The following is a 19,865-nucleotide window of genomic DNA, read 5'->3' as shown; positions in this document are numbered from 1 at the left end:
CATGAGCCAATTTATACCGTTAACCATTAAATCGATTCAGCCACAAACCGAGCAGGCGATCTGCATTGCCTTTGATCTCGCGCCTGAACAATTGGATGCTTTCCAATATCAGCCAGGTCAGCATCTCACCATCCGCCATTTAAGCGATGACGGCGAGCTGCGCCGCTGTTACTCCATTTGTAGTGATACTCAGGAAGATATGAGTATTGCAATTAAAAAAATTGATCAGGGTCAGTTCTCGATCTGGGCCAATGATCATTTGAAAGCAGGCGATGTTTTAGAAGTGATGCCGCCGCAAGGGGTGTTCTTTCAAAAAGCAGCCAAGGCAGGCGGTCAACATTATTTAGGTTTTGCAGCAGGCAGTGGCATTACCCCGATCTTATCCATTGTGAAGTCGGTTTTAAACCGTCAGTCGGAAGCCACCTTTACTTTGGTCTATGGCAATCGTTCTTGGAAACAGACCATGTTTTCTGAACAGATTATGGATCTGAAAGATCGTTTTAAAGAGCGTCTGCAACTGGTGAATATTTTTTCCCGTGAATTGAATGATAGCGAGATTTTTAACGGGCGTATCAACGCAGATAAATTGCAGCAGCTGTTTCAGGCCAATCTGATTTCTGCTGAAGCCGATCACTGTTTTGCCTGTGGCCCTGAAGAAATGATGACGGCGGTGGAAACGGTATTACCGACTTGGGGCATTCAGCGCAGCAAGATTCATACCGAACGTTTCAATACCGGGACTGCACCACGAGCAACCGCCCAGCAGATGGAAAGCCGCAGTGAAGAACGCGTCAATATCATCCTCGATGGTCGCGAGCTGATTGTTGAAGTCTCTAAACAGGATGACAGTATTTTAGATGCTGCGCTACGTGCCGGAGCGGACTTACCTTATGCCTGTAAGGGCGGTGTTTGTGCCACCTGTAAATGTAAGGTGCTGGAAGGTCAGGTTGAAATGGCGGTGAATTACAGTCTGGAAGAAGACGAAATCCAGAAAGGTTATGTGCTGAGCTGTCAGGCACGTCCGACCACAGCCAATGTACGTCTGAGTTTTGATGAATAAGTACGGAATCAATTGCTGAGCATAGCAGGAGTTCAAGGATGACTTACATTAAAACCAGCTCACCCAAGCCAGGTGTGGTACTGATTGAGCTGAATCGCCCGGAAAAGCGTAATGCCTTAAACAATGCCACCTTGCAAGACATTGCAGCCTGTTTACAAGACTTGGAAACAGATGCTGCTGTGAAAGCCGTGGTCATCACCGGAAATACACAATGCTTTGCTGCTGGTGCCGATTTAAATGAGCTGGCGCAGTTAGATGTGGTTAGCATCCAGCAGGATCAGCGGCCACTGCTGTGGAAAAAAATTGATGAATTTTCCAAGCCTTTAATCATGGCCGTAAATGGCTATGCTTTTGGTGCAGGTTTCGAATTGGCTTTGCATGGTGACATGGTGCTGACCGGAGAAAATGCCCAGTTTGCCTTGCCTGAAATTGGCTTAGGCATGTTGCCGGGTGCCGGTGGAACACAGCGTCTGGCCCGTCTGGTCGGTCAGCAATTGACGATGCGCTGGGCCATGACCGGTGAAATGATTTCGGCACAGACCGCATTGCAACATGGCATTAGCAGCCAGGTTTGTCCGGCAGAACTGACCGTGCAATACGCACTGGAGCTGGCAGAAAAAATTGCCAAGCAGGCACCGCTGGCTATTCGTGCCATCAAGCAATCCTTAAAGTCGATTCATGAAGTGACTTTAAGTCAGGGATTGAAGCTCGAGCGTCAACATTTTGTCTGGCTGGCGGCGACCCAAGATCGCCAGGAAGGCATCAATGCATTTTTAGAAAAAAGAAAACCAGAATTTAGAGGTGTGTAATGGATTATCAAACAATTATTGTCGAAGAAAAAAATGCAGTGGGCTACCTGACCTTTAACCGTCCAAAACAGCTCAACAGTTTTAATGAAACCATGCATCAGGAAGTGTCCAGTGTCATGAAAGCCTGGGCCAAAGACAGCCAGATTCGTGCAGTGGTGATTTCAGCCGAAGGGCGTGGTTTCTGTGCTGGTCAGGATCTGAATGATCGTGTGGTCGATCCGAATGCCGATGCACCGGACTTAGGCCTGTCAATTGAAAAATATTATAACCCTTTGATCAAACTGATTACCGAGATGCCAAAACCAGTGATCTGTGCGGTGAATGGCGTGGCAGCAGGTGCTGGCGCCAATATCGCCTTGGCTTGTGACATTGTGGTGGCAGCAAAATCGGCTTCTTTTATTCAGGCTTTTTGCCGTCTAGGTTTAGTGCCAGATTCAGGCGGTACCTGGTTCCTGCCGCGTCTGGTCGGGCGTGCCCAGGCGATGGGCTTAGCGATGCTGGGCGATAAAATTCCGGCTGAGCGCGCAGTACAACTGGGCATGATCTGGCAGGTGGTTGAAGATGAGCAACTGCAAGCAGAAGCGAAAAAACTGGCAGAGCATCTGGCGCAGCAACCGACCTATGGTCTGTCGCTGATTAAAAAAGCCATTCATGCCGCAGCTGACAACAATCTGGATGAGCAGCTGATTCTGGAGCGTGACCTGCAACGTCTGGCTGGACGTTCAAGCGATTATAAAGAAGGTGTGCAAGCCTTTATGCAGAAGCGCACCCCTGAATATAAAGGATGCTAAATCATGCAACAGATCAATTTAGAACAAGTCAAAGTTGCTGTGGTGGGTGCTGGGACCATGGGGATTGGTATTGCACAACTGGCAGCCATGCACGGGCATCCGACCTATGTATTTGATCTCGATCGCAGCAAGGTTCAGAGTGCCTTGACTGTTTTAGAGGCGCAGCTCAGCAAGCGCGTACAGAATGGCAAAATGAGCCAGCAACTGCTCGATAGCACTTTGGCCAATCTGATCGTGGCAGAGGACATCCAGCAGCTGGCCGATGCGGGCCTCATTATTGAAGCCATTGTCGAAAAGAAGGAAGTGAAGCAAACCCTGTTTCAGCAGCTGGCTACCATTTGCCCGGAACAGACGATTTTTGCGTCCAATACCTCATCGATTTCCATTACCGCAATTGCCTCGGCTATTCCGCATCCGGAGCGGGTGATTGGACTGCATTTCTTTAATCCGGCACCGGTAATGAAACTGGTCGAGATTATCCGCGGACTGAAAACTTCAGCAGTCCTTGCCGATGCAGTATTTGAGCTGATGAAGGATTGGAACAAAGTCCCGGTACGGGCCAAATCGACCCCCGGCTTTATCGTCAATCGTGTCGCGCGGCCTTATTATGCCGAAGCCTTTCGTGCCTTGCAGGAAAATGCCACCATCCCGGAACAGCTCGATTACATCATGCGCGAATGTGGCCGTTTTGCCATGGGGCCGTGTGAACTTACAGATCTGATTGGGCAGGATGTGAATTTCTCGGTCACACAAAGTGTCTATCAGGAATTTTTCTATGAGCCACGCTACCGCCCGTCCTTGATTCAAAAAGAACTGGTCGATGCCGGTTGTTATGGTCGCAAGTCCGGTCAGGGTTTTTATGATTACGCTCAGGCCAAGCCTACGCCTGTATATGAATTGCCAGTGTGTTATGCCAAGTCGCTGAATAAGCTCAAAGTCACAGTAAAAGGTGAATGGCTACATTCCTCAGTACTGATTGAACGTTTAAAACAGGCCTCTCATGTAGAGCTGAGTTTTCAGGCAGCAGAACAGAATGAAATCCTGATTGGTGACCTTTCTCTGCGATTATCGCTTGGCGAATCAGTTGAACTGGCTTATCCGCATGAGCCTGTGGTGTTGATGGATTGGCATGCAGATTGGGAAAATGCCCAATCGATTCCAGTCGTTGCATCACCAGCATGTAGTGCTGAACAACGCCAGGCAGTGGAGCTATTCCTCATAGGTATGGATATGATACCTATTTGGTCTAAGGATCATCCCGGTCTTTATGTTATACGTAGTATTGCCATGTTGGTGAATGAAGCCTGTGAAGCGGTACTGCATGATATCGCATCAGAACAAGATATTGATTCTGCTATGAAATATGGCGTGAATTATCCTTGTGGTCCATTCGAATGGGCAGATAAAATTGGATATTACACAATTTTACAAATTTTAGAAAATATGTATCGTATTTATGGTGAAGACCGCTATAGAACTAGTATATATTTAGCAAAGAAAGCGGTGCAGGGATATGCACAGAAAACTCAGCAGCAACCATTACGTGTTGCTGGCTAAAAGGAAGAATCATGGAACAGGTTTATATTTTTGATGAAATTCGCACCCCGATCGGACGCTATGCCGGTGGACTGAGCAGCATTCGTGCTGATGATCTGGCAGCGCTACCGGTTCAATATCTGAAAGATCAGCATCCGGCCTTGCCATGGGCAGAACTGGATGAAGTGATCCTAGGCTGTGCCAATCAGGCCGGTGAAGATAACCGCAACGTGGCGCGTATGGCTGCTTTACTCGCAGGGTTGCCTGAATCTGTTTCAGCACTGACCGTAAACCGTTTATGTGCCTCAGGTCTGGATGCCATTGGACTGGCAGCCCGTGCCATCAAATCGGGTGAGGCTCAATTTATTTTGGCGGGTGGCGTAGAATCCATGAGCCGAGCGCCTTTTGTGCAATCCAAACCTACAACTGCCTTTAGCCGTACCCCTGAAATTTATGACACCACCATTGGCTGGCGTTTTATCAACCCAAAATTTAAAGCACAGTTTGGCGTCGATAGCATGCCGGAAACTGCCGAAAACGTCGCTGAAAAGTATCAGATTAGCCGTGCAGACCAAGACCTGTTTGCCTATCACAGCCAGCAGAAAACCGCAGTAGCGCAGCAAAAAGGTATTTTTGCCGAAGAAATTCTGCCAGTCGAGGTTAAAGGTCCGAAGAAAACCACTCTGACCATTTCCCAAGACGAGCACCCGCGTGCAGAAACGACGCTGGATAATCTGGCAGCCTTGAAAACCCCATTTCGTAAAGAAGGCGGTTCAGTCACCGCTGGTAATGCTTCGGGTGTTAATGACGGGGCGGCTTGCGTATTACTCGGCAATCAGCAGTTTGCTGAGCAGTATGGTTTGCGCCCGAAAGCTAAAGTGATTGGAATGGCCAGTGCCGGTGTGGAAGCTAAATATATGGGCATTGGGCCGGTGCCAGCAGTACATAAAGTGCTGAAACAGACTGGACTCAGTCTGGAACAGATGGACGTGATTGAGCTGAATGAAGCTTTTGCTGCGCAGTCACTGGCCGTGATTCGTGAACTCGGCTTGCAAGACGATGATTCCAGAATTAACCCGAATGGCGGTGCCATCGCCTTGGGTCATCCGCTGGGTATGAGTGGCACCCGTCTGGTGATCACGGCCATGAAAGAACTAAAACGCCGTAAAGGCAAATATGCACTCTGCACCATGTGTGTCGGTGTGGGTCAAGGTGTGGCACTGGTTTTAGAAAATATGGATTAAACACATCATTCAATCAATGAATTAAACCGTGGTCAGGAAGACTGCGTCAGGAGTAAGAATATGAATAACAATGCAATGGAAAAAATTGAAAAAGTATCGGTTGATGAGTTACGCAGTGTTCAGCTACAGCGTATGAAAAAGACGTTGCAACATGCTTATCAGAATAGCCCGGTTTATAAAAAGAAATTCGATGATGCTGGCGTGCATCCAGACGATTTTAACTCACTGGAAGATCTGGCCAAATACCCGTTTACCACCAAACAGGATTTACGTGATAACTATCCGTTTGGCATGTTCGCTGTGCCACAGGAACAGATTGTACGTGTGCATGCATCTTCTGGCACCACCGGTCAGCCGACCGTAGTCGGTTATACCCAAAATGATATTAATGTCTGGTCAGATGTAGTGGCGCGTTCATTACGTGCAGCCGGCTTGAGCAGTAAAGATATCATCCAGGTGTCTTATGGTTATGGTCTGTTTACGGGTGGTTTAGGTGCACATTATGGCGTTGAACGCTTGGGTGCAACGGTGATCCCAATGTCTGGCGGACAAACCGATAAACAGGCGCAACTGATTCATGACTTTAAACCGACAGCACTGATGGTTACGCCATCTTACTGCCTGAACATTATTGAAGCGCTTGAGAAGAAATTTGGCACAGCCAAAAACTGTTCGATTAAAACCGGTGTCTTTGGTGCAGAGCCATGGACCAATGAAATGCGTAAAGAAATTGAAGAGCGTCTAGGCATTGATGCGCTGGATATTTATGGTTTATCAGAAGTGATGGGGCCGGGCGTAGCGATGGAATGTCTGGAATCCAAAGATGGTCCAACCATTTGGGAAGATCATTTCTATCCTGAAATCATTCACCCTGAAACTGGTGAAGTGCTGCCAGATGGCGAACTGGGTGAACTGGTATTTACCACCATTACCAAAGAAGGCATGCCGGTAATCCGTTACCGTACCCGCGATCTGACCCGTTTATTGCCAGGCACGGCACGTACCATGCGCCGTATGGACAAAATTGTCGGCCGTAGTGATGACATGATGATTATCCGTGGGGTCAATGTCTTCCCATCACAGATTGAAGAGCAGATTTTACAGATCCAGCAACTCATTCCGAACTATCAGATTCAGATTTGTAAACAGGGACATCTGGATACATTGCATATCCGTACCGAAATGCGTAAAGATAGCAGTGACATTATGGCACACCAGCTGGCAACTCAGCTTAAGGGCCAGATTAAAACTATGGTCGGAATCACCGTGAGTGTCGAAGTGTTGCCTGAAGGGAGCCTGCCACGCTCTGAAGGTAAGGCACAGCGCGTGTTTGATATCCGCAAGTCTGCATGAAGTACTATTAGATGATAGCCAAATGGTCTATCATCCAGTTTCTATAAGGTAAAGTTAAACGCAATGAATCCGAAATTAAAACAAATAATTGATGACTTTATTCAAACTGAAGCACTCAGCGGAACCTCATTAATCATGACCATCTTCGGTGACTGTATTTTTCACCGCGGTGGCATCATCAGTCTGGCCAGTCTAATTCAGCTCATGGATGTCTTCGGATTTAATGAACGATCGGTACGGACTGCCGTATTTCGTCTGGTCCAAAATGGCTGGCTGATGTCTGAGAAAATTGGTCGCACCAGTTATTATCGCGTAACCGAAAGCAGCCGCCAGCGTTTTATTATGGCGGATCAAAAAATTTACAGTTTTCAGCATACCGAATGGGATCAGAAGTGGGATCTGGTGCTGCTCAGTTCAGTGGAACTGGAAAATAAACTGGTTCTGAAAAAAGAACTGGAATGGCTGGGCTTTGCCAATATCGCCACTAATGTCATGGCCTATCCGGGCTGTGATCACCAGAAACTGCAAAACCTGCTGCTGAACCTGAAAATGACCGACCAAGTCGTGGTGTTTAAGGCCGAAACCTTGCAGCTCTGGCAGGAATCCTATCCAACCGTGAAACGCATGGTTGCCACCAACTGGCCGGTGCAGGAACTGCATCAGCGCTATGAAAAATTTATTGCGGATTTCCGGGAATTCTTTCATCTGGTGGAACAGGAAGATGAACTGGATCCGGTTCAGGCTTTTCAGCTGCGAATTTTGCTGATTCATCAATTTCGCCGGATTTTATTAAAAGATCCAAATCTGCCTTTTGAATTATTGCCATCCAACTGGCTTTCCCTGAATGCCCGTAATCTGAGCAGTAATTTATATCAAACCGTGGTTGCGGCAGGGGATGAATTCTTTATGGAGATCGCCCGAACTTCGGAAGGTTCGATGCCGCCGGTACATCCACAATTCTATAAACGCTTTGGCGGTTTGCGACTGGAAGCCGTCAGCTAATCTAATTCTGCATTTTTAAAGGAATAAAATAATGCCGTGTTATGCCATTGATGGTGTGATTCCTGTGGTCAGCCCTCGTGCTTATGTACATCCACAAGCCGTTCTGATCGGGGATGTGGTGATTGAAGAGGGCGTATATATCGGGCCTTTCGCAACTTTAAGAGCCGACTTTGGCGGGATTCACATCCAGAAAAATGCCAATGTTCAGGATTCCTGTACCATTCATGGCTTTCCCGGCAATGTCACGCTGGTCGAAGAATATGGTCATATCGGACACGGCGCGATTTTACATGGCTGTATCATTCGTAAAAATGTATTGGTCGGCATGAACAGCGTGATTCTGGATGAAGCCGAGATTGGTGAAAATACCATTATCGGTGCCAATAGCACGGTTAAAGCCAAAGCTCAGATCCCGGAAAATTCATTGGTGCTCGGTAGTCCAGCGCGGGTTATCCGTCCTTTGGAAGCTAAAGAAATCGCCTGGAAAAGCAAGGGAACGCAGGAATATATTCAGCTGACAGAGCGCTGCTTGTCCTCCATGCAGGAAGTCAATCCTTTAACGGAAGTCTCCGCAGACCGGCTGAGCTACAAAGCCTTCAAGGCAGAGTATCAGATCAAGCAGAATAGCTTGAATGACTAAGTCAAGAACATGATTCTATTCATTGGATGAATTCTGCATTTTAAAAACAGGAAGTGACTGAAACCAAATTCCAACTGCATTCCCTGACTGGCTATTTAGACTGAAATAAAACTGGTCTGGAAAGCATATATGGAAAACAGGGAATTTAAAGATCATTTCTCCCAGCAATCACAGGATTATGCCTTGTTTCGTCCGCATTATCCGGATGCATTGGGAAAGCTATTGGCAGAGCTGTCACCAAGTACTAAATTGGCTGTAGATGTCGGCTGTGGTTCTGGACAGCTTTCAGAAGTTTTGGCGAATTACTTTGATCAGGTGCTTGCTATTGATGCGAGTAGTGAACAGATTGCCCAAGCCAAACCGCATCCAAAAATTCAGTATGGTCAGGCGCTCGCTGAAGAGATCCCGTGTGCTGACCATAGTATTGATCTGATTTCGGTGGCTCAAGCAGCGCATTGGCTGAATCTCGAAAAATTCTACGCAGAAGTCCGTCGTATTGCTAAACCCAATGCCATTCTGGCTTTAATTAGCTATGGCGTGTTCAGTGTGGATGAGCCACATCTGGATCATTATTTTAAGCATTTTTATAAGGTGACACTCGCACTGTACTGGCCACCTGAACGTCGCCATGTAGATGAAGGATATAAAAATCTCCCATTTCCATTTCAGGAAATGGTGATTCAGCCACCGGTATTACAGGTTGAATGGAATTTTTATCAGTTAATTGGTTATATGAGTACTTGGTCAGCCGTGAAAGCAGCCACTCAAGCACTTGGACATAATCCATTAAATGCACTGGCAGATGCCTTATTGCCAGAATGGGAAGATCCAGAATTGCCTAGAGTGATTCGCTGGCCATTGTCAGTGCGTGCGGGGCGTATAATCGTTTAAAGAATATTCAAGCTAAAGCCTGTTTATTGGACAATGAATTGAATATTTCAAGGCTCAGAATTATCGCCCTAGAATCATTTCCAGCACAAATTTAGACCCAATAAAACCCAGTGCCAGCAAGCCAAAACCGAGCAGGGTAAAGCGCACGGCTTTCTGGCCACGCCAGCCAAACTTCCAGTGTCCGATTAATAGGGAACCATAAACCAGCCAGGAAATAATACTGAACGCAGTTTTATGTGCCAGATGCTGGGCGAAGAAATTGTCGATGGTGAAAAAGCCAAAGCCCAAAGCGAGGGTAAGTAAAACAAAACCGGTCATCAGCATATCAAACAGGAGCGATTCCATGTCCTGATAAGAGGGTAGCAAACTGACCCAGACCCGGCGTTTCTGCTTCTTTTTCAGCTCACGATCCTGAAAACGTAAAATTACGGCCTGAATGGTTGCCATGAGCAATACTGCATAAGCAGACAAAGACAAAATAATATGAATATCCAGACCCAAAGAGTTTTGTGCGATGATTTTTGCAGGCTGAGTAAACGCAAAGCCGAGGATCAAACCTGTGGCAGCTACTGGAATTCCGATCAGATTCAGGGCAATAATTGGACGATAAGTACTGTAAATAATGCTGAGTAATAGCATTAGACCGGAGGTAAAAGAAAACAGGGCAAAGACATCATAATTGATGCCTAGCGAGGTATGCATATCGCCATATAAAACCAGTGCATGCAGGCTCAGGCCAAGCAGTGCAGTTAGCGAGACAAACCATTGATTAGGAGCACGTTTAGACATTAAATGAATGAACAGATACCAGAAGGAAGCGGTATAAGCGACTAATGCTAAGATCGTATAAACCAAGGGGAGGCTAACCATGTCAAACCTTTTTAAGGGTGATGAATATTCATTTATATAAATTCGCTGCGAACTACAGTATCCTATAGCATTCTATGCATAAATTTTCTATTTTAAGAAACAATTTTTTGCTCATGGCTATTTTAAGCGGATTTTGCAATGTTTGATACCTTAACAGAACGACTCACGCAGAGTTTAAGAAATGTTACTGGCTCAGGGCAGCTAACCGAAGACAATATTAAAGATACGTTACGTGAAGTGCGTATGGCGCTTCTTGAGGCCGATGTTGCATTACCTGTAACTCGTGAATTCATCGCGAAAGTTAAGGAAGAAGCATTGGGCCAGGAAGTGATGACTCAGTTATCTCCTGGGCAGGCTTTTGTCAAAATCGTTCATGACGAATTGACCAAAATGATGGGCGAGGCCAATGAAAGCCTCGACCTCGCTGCAAAACCACCTGTGGTTGTCCTGCTGGCAGGCCTGCAGGGTGCAGGTAAAACAACAACTGCAGCAAAACTTGCACGCTTCTTACAAGAACGTCAAAAGAAAAAAGTCGCGATGGTCTCTGCCGACGTATATCGTCCGGCTGCGATCAAACAGTTACAGACTGTCGCGGGTGAAGTCGGTGCGATTTTCCTGGAATCCAGCGCAGACGAAAAACCGATTACGATTGTGAATCGTGCGATTGAACAGGCAAAAATCCAGTTTGCCGATGTGCTGATTGTCGATACGGCAGGTCGTTTGCATATCGATGATGACATGATGGGTGAAATCAAAGAGCTGCATGCAGCGATTAACCCGACTGAAACCCTGTTCGTGGTCGATGCCATGACTGGTCAGGATGCGGCAAACACCGCTAAAGCATTCAACGATGCCTTGCCTTTAACTGGTGTGATTCTGACCAAAACTGATGGTGATGCGCGCGGTGGTGCGGCATTGTCAGTGCGTGCGATTACCGGTAAGCCAATCAAATTCTTGGGTATGGGTGAGAAACTCGATGCCTTGGAGCCATTCCATCCTGAGCGTGTCGCACAGCGTATTCTCGGTATGGGTGATGTACTTTCTTTGGTCGAAGAACTTGAACGCAAGGTCGACAAAGAAAAAGCCGAAAAAATGGCGAAAAAACTGCAAAAAGGCGGCAGCTTCAACTTTGAAGACATGCTGATGCAGTTTGAGCAGATGAACAAGATGGGCGGCATGATGGGCTTCCTGGACAAACTTCCTGGCATGAGCAATGCCGGTCTGCAAGATGCGTTGGCGCAAGCCAATCCTGAAAAGCAGGTCAAGAAAATGGAAGCGATTATCCAGTCGATGACTATCAAAGAGCGCCGTAACCCGGACTTGATGAACCCAAGCCGTAAAAAACGTATCGCAGCAGGTTGTGGTATGGAAGTGGCAGAAGTCAACAAGCTGATCAAGCAACATGCCCAAATGGCCAAGATGATGAAAAAATTTGCCAATCCATCGGGTATGGCGAAAATGATGAAATCACTTGGCGGCTTGCAGAAACAGTTTGGCGGCGGCGGTGGTATGGGTCCATTGTTCGGCGGCAACGACAAGAAATAAGTTTTATTTTAAAAAAAGGCGCAATATGCGCCTTTTTTTATTGCGAATAAATGGTCAAACTGGTTTAAACAAAACAACATTTACTTACCCAAAATAAAAATCCAATCAGGCAGACTCGGGAATATCAGCACAAAATAAAGAGAAATTTCAAATGAACCAAGTAATTGTCGTACATGGTTATACTGCAAGCCCGGAAGAAAATTGGTATCCATGGATTCAGGAAAAAGCCCAACAGGAAAATGTCAGTTTAAAAGTACTCCGGCTGGATCCATCGCCTACACCGACACTGGACACCTGGGATCAGCAAATGCGTGAACAGATTGATGCAATTGACGAGGACAGTATCTTTATCGCACATAGCTTGGGAACTGTGGCCGCATTGCATTACTTATCCAGAGAATTAAAACAGCAGAAAATTCAGCAACTGGTACTGATCGCGGGATTTAATGGTCGATTGGGTCGCCTGGATGAAGTAAATCCTTTTATTGATGCTGCTGAGATCGATTTTGATTTACTCAAACAGCAGATTGCAGAGCGTGTAGTGATCTATTCTGAAGGCGATGATCGGGTTGCGCCTGAATTTAGTCTGGAACAGGCGGACAGTCTGGATGCCATTGTGGTGAATGCCAAGCACCATGGGCATTTTATTGATTCTCAAGGTTGTACTGATCTGCCGGAACTCTGGAAAGTGATCAAGCCTTATCTGATTAAATCCGAAGTTTAAGCATGTTGTTGTATTCGCTAAATTTTAAAGTTTAACATGAGATGGTGTTCAAAAAGGCACTTGAATTCCATCTCCAGACTGGTTAAAACTAATTTTTTGTCGACGCAATTTGCGTTCAATGATAATAAGTAAATCACTATGAAAAATATAATAAAAAAAGTCTATATCGTCCCTGATTATCAGGCGAACTCCAATGATCACTGGTATCCTTGGCTGAGTCGCCAGCTTAAAAATGCCGGTTTTGAGTCCAAGCGGATTATGCTGGCCAACCCCTTTCAGCCTGATTTAGAAGAGTGGCAGCAGAATCTGAAACTGCACATTCCGCACATGGATGAACATACCTTTTTAGTTGCACATGGCCTGAGTTGCGTCAGTGTTTTAAAATTTTTACAGGAACATTATATTCAGCAGCAACACAAGATCGGCGGCATCATTCTGGTCTCGGCCTTTGATACACCGCTGGTGGCCTGGTCAGAACTGAATAAAATACTGCAGGCTGTGCGACTCGATCTGAAAAACTTGCCGTATAGCTATAAACGTGCGGTGATGCTGATCTCCAGTAATGATCCCTATGTGCCTGCACCGATTTCCTTGCGTTTAGCACATAGCTTGAATGCACAAATTTTTGAGATCAAAAAAGCCGGGCATTTCAACAAGTCCGATGGCTTTGCCGATTTTCCGCAATTGCTGGACATTATCAAACAGTGTCTGGCAAATGAGCTGCAAAATGCTGCAGGCCTTTAAGCAAAAGATCCGGTTCAATCCGGGGCTGATACTGAGCGAGATGTTGCGCAAACAGCGGCGCATCTCCACCAGTTAAAACCAACTGTGCAGGGAAATCACGCAATACTTTTTCGATGATACTCAGCAGACCAAGTAGGATGCCATGATGTACCGCATCGATGGTATTGCGTCCAGGATTGAGTTCAGAAAAAGCGGCATCCGGAATTTTAATGCCTTTGGTATTCTGAATTAGGGAGTCACGCTGCAAGTATAGATTTGGCAGAATAAATCCACCCAAATGTTGTTGTCCTTGCGCCAGATCAATGGTCAGCGCCGTACCGCAACTAATCACACAATAATTTTCATGCGTTTGCGTCGCCACTGCAAGTACCTGTAACCAGCGGTCAATCCCCAGTTGCGAAGGTTCATCATAGCCACAGATCAGACCGGCATATTCTGCCTGTACTTGAGCAAAAATCACTGGAATATGCAGGCTTTCTAAAATGCTGAGAATGCGCTCATTATTGATTTTATCTTGGACAGAGGATAGACCTACCTGATGCAAGCCCAGCGCTTTGAAATGCTGGATCAGGCCAAGTAACAAATCAGCAGGGGACTGTAAATGTAATTCTGCTGCCTGTTCAATAATCTGATCATGCTCGGTAATCCAGTATTTAAGCCGGGTATTGCCGATATCCAACCATAATTTTTTCATTGCTGTATGCCTGTTCATCCACCGTGTTGAAGGCGGAGCTGTCCCTGATAAAAGGTCTGGATTCCCTGATCGGTCAAAATCTTGACTGCACCATCATCCTGAATCCCGAGAAAAGTACCGGAATATTGCCCTTGCACGTCAGTAAATTCAACCGTTTGTTGCATAAATGCAGCCGATCGATTGAAACGCGCCGCCAGGTTTTGACTGCCATAATTAAACCATTGCCCGGCTTGCTGAATCGCCAGATATAACTGGGCAATCAGCTCGACTCTTGAGGTATGTGATAATCCCAACTCGTTCAAGGAGCTAACCTGCTGATCTGGAAGGTCAGTGAGCAGAGGATCGATATTTAAACCTACACCGACCACCACCTGTGTAGATGAAATCGGCTCGACCAGAATGCCGCCCCATTTTCCGTGCAGGCTATACAGGTCATTCGGCCATTTCACCTGTAATTCCAGGCCTTTTAGACTGGGCATTTGCAGGATATTTAACGCAATTTCTAGCGCCAGACGACCATCGATGGGTTTTTGTGTATGCAGCAATGTGCTTAAATAGATGTTCCCTTCAGGTGAAATCCACTGACGTTGACGCTGTCCACGGCCTTGGGTCTGCACATGACTGCACACCAGAACCTGCTGCACCCCCTTCGTTGCCAATTCGCGTACATCATCATTGGTCGATGTGGTAATCGGTTTGATGAGTAATACTTCCGGGAGTTGGCCTGCATCGCTTAATCGTTGTTGCAGTTCACGAGTTTCTACATCCATTTGAATCTAAACGTGGTAAATATCGTTATGGAGTTAATCATATATTTATTGATTGGTGCAATTGCCGGATTCACCGCAGGCCTGTTTGGGGTCGGTGGTGGTTTGATTATTGTGCCGATCCTGTACATTGTTTTTACCCAGCTTCAGTACGATCCCAGCGTGATTATGCATATGGCGGTGGGCACTTCCTTGGCAACGATTATTGTGACTTCTATCAGTTCGGTGATGGCGCATCATCAGCGAGGGGCAGTACTATGGCCTGTGTTTCGTAATCTGGCGCCAGGTCTGATTATCGGTTCTTTCCTAGGTGCGGGGATTGCCGATTATTTATCTGGTCAGGGTTTGCAGTTAATGATTGGCTTCTTTGCGGTCTGGGTGGCATTTAGAATGTTCAAGGGAGCGCATATCCAGATTGATCCGAATCAAAAATTGCCTTCAACCCCGGTACAAATTGCTGCAGGTGGTGGAATCGGTGTGGCATCGGCGATCTTTGGGATTGGCGGGGGAAGTCTGACCGTCCCATTTCTGAATCGCTGCGGAATCGTGATGCAAAAAGCCGTAGCGACCTCTGCGGCTTGTGGATTGCCAATTGCAGTCGCAGGTGCGCTGGGTTTTATCTGGTTTGGTAAACAGGCGCAGGTTACCGTACCAAATACCATTGGCTATATTCATATTTATGCCTTTATCGGGATCAGCATGATGAGTTTTTTCACGGTCAAGCTGGGGGCAAAAGTGGCACATCTGCTTTCACCGGCCGTATTAAAAAAATGTTTTGCTGCACTACTGACCACCGTCGGCCTGTATTTTATTTATCAAGGGTTTATGGCCTGATTTAAACCTTTTCGGTTGGACTGATGTACCGTATAAGGAGAATAGCTCACTATTCTCCTTTTTTATGGGCCTAAGTTGGCTATATAGACATAAGATTGTCTGACAATGTCAAAGTATTTATGGATAAAAACCCGTTTAATAGCAACATAGTCCAAATAAAGGGCTAAACCAGTATCCATAAAAATAAAGACAGGAACGGTATGCCATTAGAACAAGCGCACAGTTTGTCTGAGCAGATTGCCAAGCACATTAGCGAACAGATTATTCGCGGTGAACTGGTCGAAGGCGAACGTATACAGGAACTCAGGATTGCCTCAGAGCTTGATGTCAGTCGGGGTTCGGTTCGTGAAGCCCTGCTTTTGCTGGAACGCACCCAGCTGATTGAAATTTTCCCGCGCCGTGGGGCGATTGTCTCGGAAATGTCGGCCTTGCAGGTGCGTGCCTTATTTGACATGACCTCATTATTGCTCGGGCAAATGGTGTATCGCATGGCGGAAACCTGGCGGGTGCATGAAGCTGAGCGCATTCAGCTATTATTAGAGCAATTGGAAGCAGAAACTCGCCAAGGACACACTGAAAAGTTTTATGATCTGATCTTTCAGGGCATGGCCCAGCAGCATGAGATGGTGGGGAATCCTTATCTGATGCGCTACTATCAGGAACTGCTGCCATCTTTACGTCGGAGCTATTTTCTGACCCTGAATATTTCCAGACGCGAGTTACAGGAATCTTTTGACTTATTTAAACTGGTCACTGAAGCAATTTTGATACGAAAAAGCCATCAGGCCACTTTATTTATGGAAGATTTTTGTCGACACTTGCGCAACCTTGTGTTGGAATCTCTGACACGGATGAAACAAATTGAACTCGCGTGGGCCAGACGCTCACGACGTTAAATCAGGACATTATGCGTTTAAGCAGTTTAAAACTTTCAGGCTTTAAATCTTTTGCCGACAGTACCACTTTGCATTTTAAAGATAATCGTACTGCGGTCGTGGGACCGAATGGTTGTGGTAAATCTAACGTCATTGATGCCATACGCTGGGTCATGGGCGAGTCCAGTGCGCGCCAGCTGCGTGGTGGCAGCATGCAGGACGTCATCTTTACCGGAACTGCGAAACGTAAACCGGTGGGCATGGCCAGTGTAGAACTGCGCTTTGACAATACCTATGGCAAGCTGGGCGGTGCTTATAATGCCTATAATGAACTGGCAGTACGCCGTCAGGTCAACCGCGATGGCAAGTCCGAATATTTCCTGAATGGCAGCAAATGCCGTCGTCGTGATATTACCGATATTTTCCTTGGTACCGGTCTTGGGCCACGTTCTTATGCGATTATCGAGCAGGGCATGATCAACCGTCTGGTCGATGCCAAGCCAGATGAAATGCGGGTTTATATTGAAGAAGCCGCGGGTGTATCACGCTATCAGGCGCGTCGCCGTGAAACGATGCTGCATCTGGATCACACCACACAAAACCTGTCGCGTCTGGAAGATATCGCCTCCGAACTGAAATCCCAGCTAAAAACCCTGAAACGTCAGTCGGAAAGTGCGATTCAATATAAAGAACTGGAAGGACAGATCCGTACCATCAAGATCGAAATTCTGTCTTTTCAATGTGAGCAAAGCCAGCGTTTACAGGAAGAATATACCCTTGAGATGAATACGCTCGGGGAAAACTTTAAGCTGGTACGTTCCGAACTGACCACCGTTGAACATGATTTGGGCAGCACCAGTGAACTGTTCCAGCGTCTGATTCAGCAATCCACTCCTTTGCAAAGCGAATGGCAACAGGCCGAGAAAAAACTGGCTGAACTGGAAATGACCCTGCAACAAAAGCAGTCTTTGCTGGAGCAGAATTCCACCAGTCTGATCAAGTTGGAACAGCAAAAAGTCCAAACCAAAGAGCGTTTGCAGTTGATTGAACTGCAACTCGAAACCTTGCAGCAGCAACTTGAAGATCAGCAGGCACAATTGCAGCAGCAAGATGGCCAGAGTCAGGCGCAAAGCCAAAACTTGACTGAGCTCAAAGCTCAACATAGCACTGTGGCAGCGCAATTTACCCAGATCAAAACCCAGGTCGAACAGCAGCAACAGCGTAAATTACAGATGTTGGCTCAAAGCGAGCAACTGGCAAAGAATATTGAGCGGATTGAACAGCAGAAACAGACGCTCCAACAGCAAAGTGCACAGATTCAGCAACAGGCGCAGCAAGATGAGCTGGATCAGTATCAGGCAGACAAAGCCCAAGCTGAACAGCAAATCGTTGGCTATGAAATTCAATTAACAGATTTAAGAACTCAATTCGAGCAGATGCAGGCAGAGCAGGCGAACCATCAGCAGCGCTTGATGCAGCTCAAATCTGAAATTCAGGTGCTTCATTCAGAAAAGAAAAACCTGAGCCAATTACTGACCAAAGCCAATCCAAATGCTAAAAACGATGCGGTCCAGCTGATGCATGTACTTAAGCTCAATGATGCAGGCAAAGGACATGCCAGCCTGATCGAAAAGTTTTTGGCCAAGTGGCTGTCTGCCCAGATTCTGGCAGAGGGTGAGTACTTCCTTGAAGATTGTGCGCGTCAGTTAAAGCAACAGGCTGTTCAGAATAAAATTCAGATTGCCAATACGATGTGTCTGGCCGACTGGATTGAATCTCCGCATTATTCACTGTGGCAACAAGTCGCGGTCGTAGATACATTAGCACAAGCATTACCGCTTCAAACTGACCTATTACAAGGCCAGTCAATCCTAAGTCTGGATGGCTATCATGTTGGGTCAGACTGGGTCATTGCGCTGGACTATGATGAAGCCAGTCAGGCCGGACAAGGCGCATTGAGTCATCGAATCCGTCTGGATGAAATCGAGCAGCAGCTTGCGGAACTTGAACCCAAGCTTATGCAGCTGGAGCAGCAGTTACCTGAATTCGCCGATCAGGTTAAAGCTTTGCAAAATCAGATTCAGAGTATCAGCGAGCAGCACAAGCATACCCAAAAGCAGCTGCAGCAACTCGATGTCAATATTGCTAAAGTACAAAGTAGTGCGCAGGCTTTTGCATTGCAAAAGCAGCAATTACAGCATCAGTTACAACAACTGGATGAGCAGCTTGAAGAAGATGCCATGCAGAAAGATGATCTGGAAATTGATCTGCATGCCTTGAATATCAAACTGGAACAGGCGCTACCAAATTATAAAACCCTGCAATTCCAGCTGGAAGAATTGAGTACTCAGCTGGATGACTCACAGCAGCTCAGTCAGCAAGCGCAGCAGGAATTAGAAGTGCTGCGTAGGCAAAATGTGCAAAGCCAGCAGCAAATTGAATTGCTGGAAAAAGATCAGGTATTCCTAAAAGAACAGTCTCAACAAATTACTGCACAAATCGAGCAGGCCAAGAAATTTGTTGATCCGGTACAGCTGGAATTACCTGCTTTACAGAGCCAGTTTAATGAACAGGCGCAGATCACTGAAAAGCTGCAAAAGACCTGGGCCGACTGGCAGATTGAATTAAATCAGGTGCAGAGCAAACAGCAGCAGCTGACCGAACAGCGTCACAGCTTCCAGCAGCAGGATGAAAAACTCCGCAGTACACTGGAAGAAAAACGTCTGGCCTGGCAGGCAGCCAAATCTGATTTGCAGCATTATTCTGAACAGCTGAAAGAATTGAATAGTGAAGTAATTTCCGGACTGAATATTGACCTTAAAGCACATCAGGCGAAACTGGAAAAAGCTCAGGCTCAGTTCGATAAACTTGGTGCAGTCAATCTGGCGGCTTCTGAAGAATATGAAGAAGTGTCAAAACGTTATGAGGAACTGAGTCACCAGATGCAGGATCTGGAAAATACGGTTGAACAGCTACAGGCCGCGATGAAGAGTATTGATCAGGAAACCCGTAAACTGTTTATGCACACGTTTGATCAGGTCAATGCTGAACTGCAAAACCTGTTCCCGAAAGTGTTTGAAGGCGGTGAGGCGAGTTTAAGCCTTGAAGATGGCTGGCAGTCGGGTGTAAAACTGATGGCCCGACCACCGGGTAAACGAAACAGCTCATTGGCCTTACTCTCTGGTGGAGAAAAGGCCTTAACCGCATTAGCATTGGTATTCGCGATTTTTCGCTTAAATCCGGCACCATTTTGTGTACTGGATGAAGTCGATGCACCGCTGGATGATGCCAATGTGGGACGCTTTTGTAATTTAGTTAAAGAGCTTTCTGAACACGTGCAATTTATTTATATTACCCATAACAAACTTGCAATGATGATGGCGACTGATCTTTTAGGTGTAACCATGCCTGAACCGGGAACATCAAAATTAGTGACAGTTAATTTGGAACAGGCAAAAGAATACGGCCTAGCTGCGGAGGTATAAT

General features: G+C 46.4%; 18 protein-coding genes. 15 read left to right on the top strand and 3 right to left on the bottom strand.

Annotated elements, in window-relative coordinates; genetic code table 11:
• Nucleotide 1 precedes the first annotated feature (1 nt).
• The 9 genes from paaE (at nucleotide 2) to PYW33_RS12190 (ending at nucleotide 9,326) form a co-directional block, all read left to right on the top strand.
• Nucleotides 2-1,060: a 1,2-phenylacetyl-CoA epoxidase subunit PaaE gene (gene paaE / locus PYW33_RS12230; RefSeq protein ID WP_004646059.1), complete on the top strand. Its 1,059-nt coding sequence runs from the start codon at nucleotides 2-4 to the stop codon at nucleotides 1,058-1,060.
• A gap of 38 nt (nucleotides 1,061-1,098) precedes the next feature.
• The gene (locus PYW33_RS12225) at nucleotides 1,099-1,869 is read left to right on the top strand and encodes an enoyl-CoA hydratase-related protein (protein WP_004646060.1); all 771 of its coding nucleotides are present in this window, start codon (nucleotides 1,099-1,101) and stop codon (nucleotides 1,867-1,869) included.
• Nucleotides 1,869-2,660, top strand: a complete 792-nt coding sequence (gene paaG, locus PYW33_RS12220) for a 2-(1,2-epoxy-1,2-dihydrophenyl)acetyl-CoA isomerase PaaG (RefSeq protein ID WP_004646061.1) — start codon at nucleotides 1,869-1,871, stop codon at nucleotides 2,658-2,660. The genes PYW33_RS12225 and paaG overlap by 1 nt, the downstream gene beginning before the upstream one ends.
• 3 nt (nucleotides 2,661-2,663) lie before the next feature.
• A complete protein-coding gene (locus PYW33_RS12215) occupies nucleotides 2,664-4,217 on the top strand; it encodes a 3-hydroxyacyl-CoA dehydrogenase (RefSeq protein WP_004646063.1) in 1,554 nt (517 codons plus the stop codon).
• An 11-nt stretch (nucleotides 4,218-4,228) separates the two neighbouring features.
• Nucleotides 4,229-5,440: a 3-oxoadipyl-CoA thiolase gene (pcaF, locus tag PYW33_RS12210; protein ID WP_004646064.1), complete on the top strand. Its 1,212-nt coding sequence runs from the start codon at nucleotides 4,229-4,231 to the stop codon at nucleotides 5,438-5,440.
• A gap of 60 nt (nucleotides 5,441-5,500) precedes the next feature.
• Nucleotides 5,501-6,793, top strand: coding sequence for a phenylacetate--CoA ligase PaaK (gene paaK, locus PYW33_RS12205; protein WP_004646065.1), 1,293 nt, complete (start codon nucleotides 5,501-5,503; stop codon nucleotides 6,791-6,793).
• 63 nt (nucleotides 6,794-6,856) lie between these two features.
• Nucleotides 6,857-7,795 (top strand): phenylacetic acid degradation operon negative regulatory protein PaaX, encoded by a 939-nt coding sequence (gene paaX / locus PYW33_RS12200; RefSeq protein ID WP_004279192.1) that lies wholly within the window; start codon nucleotides 6,857-6,859, stop codon nucleotides 7,793-7,795.
• 31 nt (nucleotides 7,796-7,826) lie between these two features.
• Nucleotides 7,827-8,435 (top strand): DapH/DapD/GlmU-related protein, encoded by a 609-nt coding sequence (locus PYW33_RS12195; protein WP_004646066.1) that lies wholly within the window; start codon nucleotides 7,827-7,829, stop codon nucleotides 8,433-8,435.
• Nucleotides 8,436-8,564: 129 nt separating this feature from the next.
• A complete protein-coding gene (locus PYW33_RS12190; RefSeq protein ID WP_004646067.1) occupies nucleotides 8,565-9,326 on the top strand; it encodes a class I SAM-dependent methyltransferase in 762 nt (253 codons plus the stop codon).
• A 60-nt stretch (nucleotides 9,327-9,386) separates the two neighbouring features.
• Here the strand turns inward: PYW33_RS12190 and PYW33_RS12185 are convergent, their stop codons facing one another.
• On the bottom strand, nucleotides 9,387-10,196 hold the full coding sequence (locus PYW33_RS12185) for a cytochrome C assembly family protein (protein ID WP_004646068.1): 810 nt from the start codon (nucleotides 10,194-10,196) through the stop codon (nucleotides 9,387-9,389).
• 138 nt (nucleotides 10,197-10,334) lie between these two features.
• On the opposite strand from PYW33_RS12185, the gene ffh reads away from it, so the two are divergent.
• From ffh to PYW33_RS12170, 3 genes are all read left to right on the top strand, one after another.
• Nucleotides 10,335-11,741 carry a signal recognition particle protein gene (gene ffh / locus PYW33_RS12180; protein ID WP_004279196.1) on the top strand — a complete coding sequence of 469 codons (1,407 nt, stop codon included), beginning with the start codon at nucleotides 10,335-10,337 and terminating at the stop codon, nucleotides 11,739-11,741.
• A gap of 151 nt (nucleotides 11,742-11,892) precedes the next feature.
• Nucleotides 11,893-12,465: an RBBP9/YdeN family alpha/beta hydrolase gene (locus PYW33_RS12175; RefSeq protein ID WP_004646069.1), complete on the top strand. Its 573-nt coding sequence runs from the start codon at nucleotides 11,893-11,895 to the stop codon at nucleotides 12,463-12,465.
• 138 nt (nucleotides 12,466-12,603) lie between these two features.
• Nucleotides 12,604-13,209, top strand: a complete 606-nt coding sequence (locus tag PYW33_RS12170; protein WP_004646070.1) for an RBBP9/YdeN family alpha/beta hydrolase — start codon at nucleotides 12,604-12,606, stop codon at nucleotides 13,207-13,209.
• Here PYW33_RS12170 and PYW33_RS12165 read toward each other — a convergent pair.
• Together PYW33_RS12165 and PYW33_RS12160 are read right to left on the bottom strand one after the other, a co-directional pair.
• Nucleotides 13,163-13,903, bottom strand: coding sequence for a type III pantothenate kinase (locus PYW33_RS12165; protein WP_004646071.1), 741 nt, complete (start codon nucleotides 13,901-13,903; stop codon nucleotides 13,163-13,165). The two genes, PYW33_RS12170 and PYW33_RS12165, sit on opposite strands and share 47 nt — an antisense overlap.
• Before the next feature lie 14 nt (nucleotides 13,904-13,917).
• Complete coding sequence (locus PYW33_RS12160) at nucleotides 13,918-14,673, bottom strand: biotin--[acetyl-CoA-carboxylase] ligase (RefSeq protein ID WP_004646072.1); 756 nt, start codon at nucleotides 14,671-14,673, stop codon at nucleotides 13,918-13,920.
• A gap of 27 nt (nucleotides 14,674-14,700) precedes the next feature.
• Between PYW33_RS12160 and PYW33_RS12155 the strand changes: the two genes are divergently transcribed.
• The 3 genes from PYW33_RS12155 to smc all read left to right on the top strand — a co-directional run bounded on the left by PYW33_RS12155 (nucleotide 14,701) and on the right by smc (nucleotide 19,864).
• On the top strand, nucleotides 14,701-15,504 hold the full coding sequence (locus PYW33_RS12155) for a sulfite exporter TauE/SafE family protein (protein ID WP_004646073.1): 804 nt from the start codon (nucleotides 14,701-14,703) through the stop codon (nucleotides 15,502-15,504).
• Nucleotides 15,505-15,704: 200 nt separating this feature from the next.
• Nucleotides 15,705-16,400: a GntR family transcriptional regulator gene (locus PYW33_RS12150; protein WP_004279202.1), complete on the top strand. Its 696-nt coding sequence runs from the start codon at nucleotides 15,705-15,707 to the stop codon at nucleotides 16,398-16,400.
• Between the two features lie 11 nt (nucleotides 16,401-16,411).
• Nucleotides 16,412-19,864 carry a chromosome segregation protein SMC gene (gene smc, locus PYW33_RS12145; RefSeq protein WP_004646074.1) on the top strand — a complete coding sequence of 1,151 codons (3,453 nt, stop codon included), beginning with the start codon at nucleotides 16,412-16,414 and terminating at the stop codon, nucleotides 19,862-19,864.
• The last annotated feature ends 1 nt before the right edge of the window (nucleotide 19,865 follow it).

Origin of the sequence: Acinetobacter lwoffii (assembly GCF_029024105.1) — a bacterium.
GTDB classification, from domain to species: domain Bacteria; phylum Pseudomonadota; class Gammaproteobacteria; order Pseudomonadales; family Moraxellaceae; genus Acinetobacter; species Acinetobacter lwoffii.
Note: the sequence above shows the minus strand (reverse complement) of the source record. Positions and strands in the feature narration are given on the sequence as shown.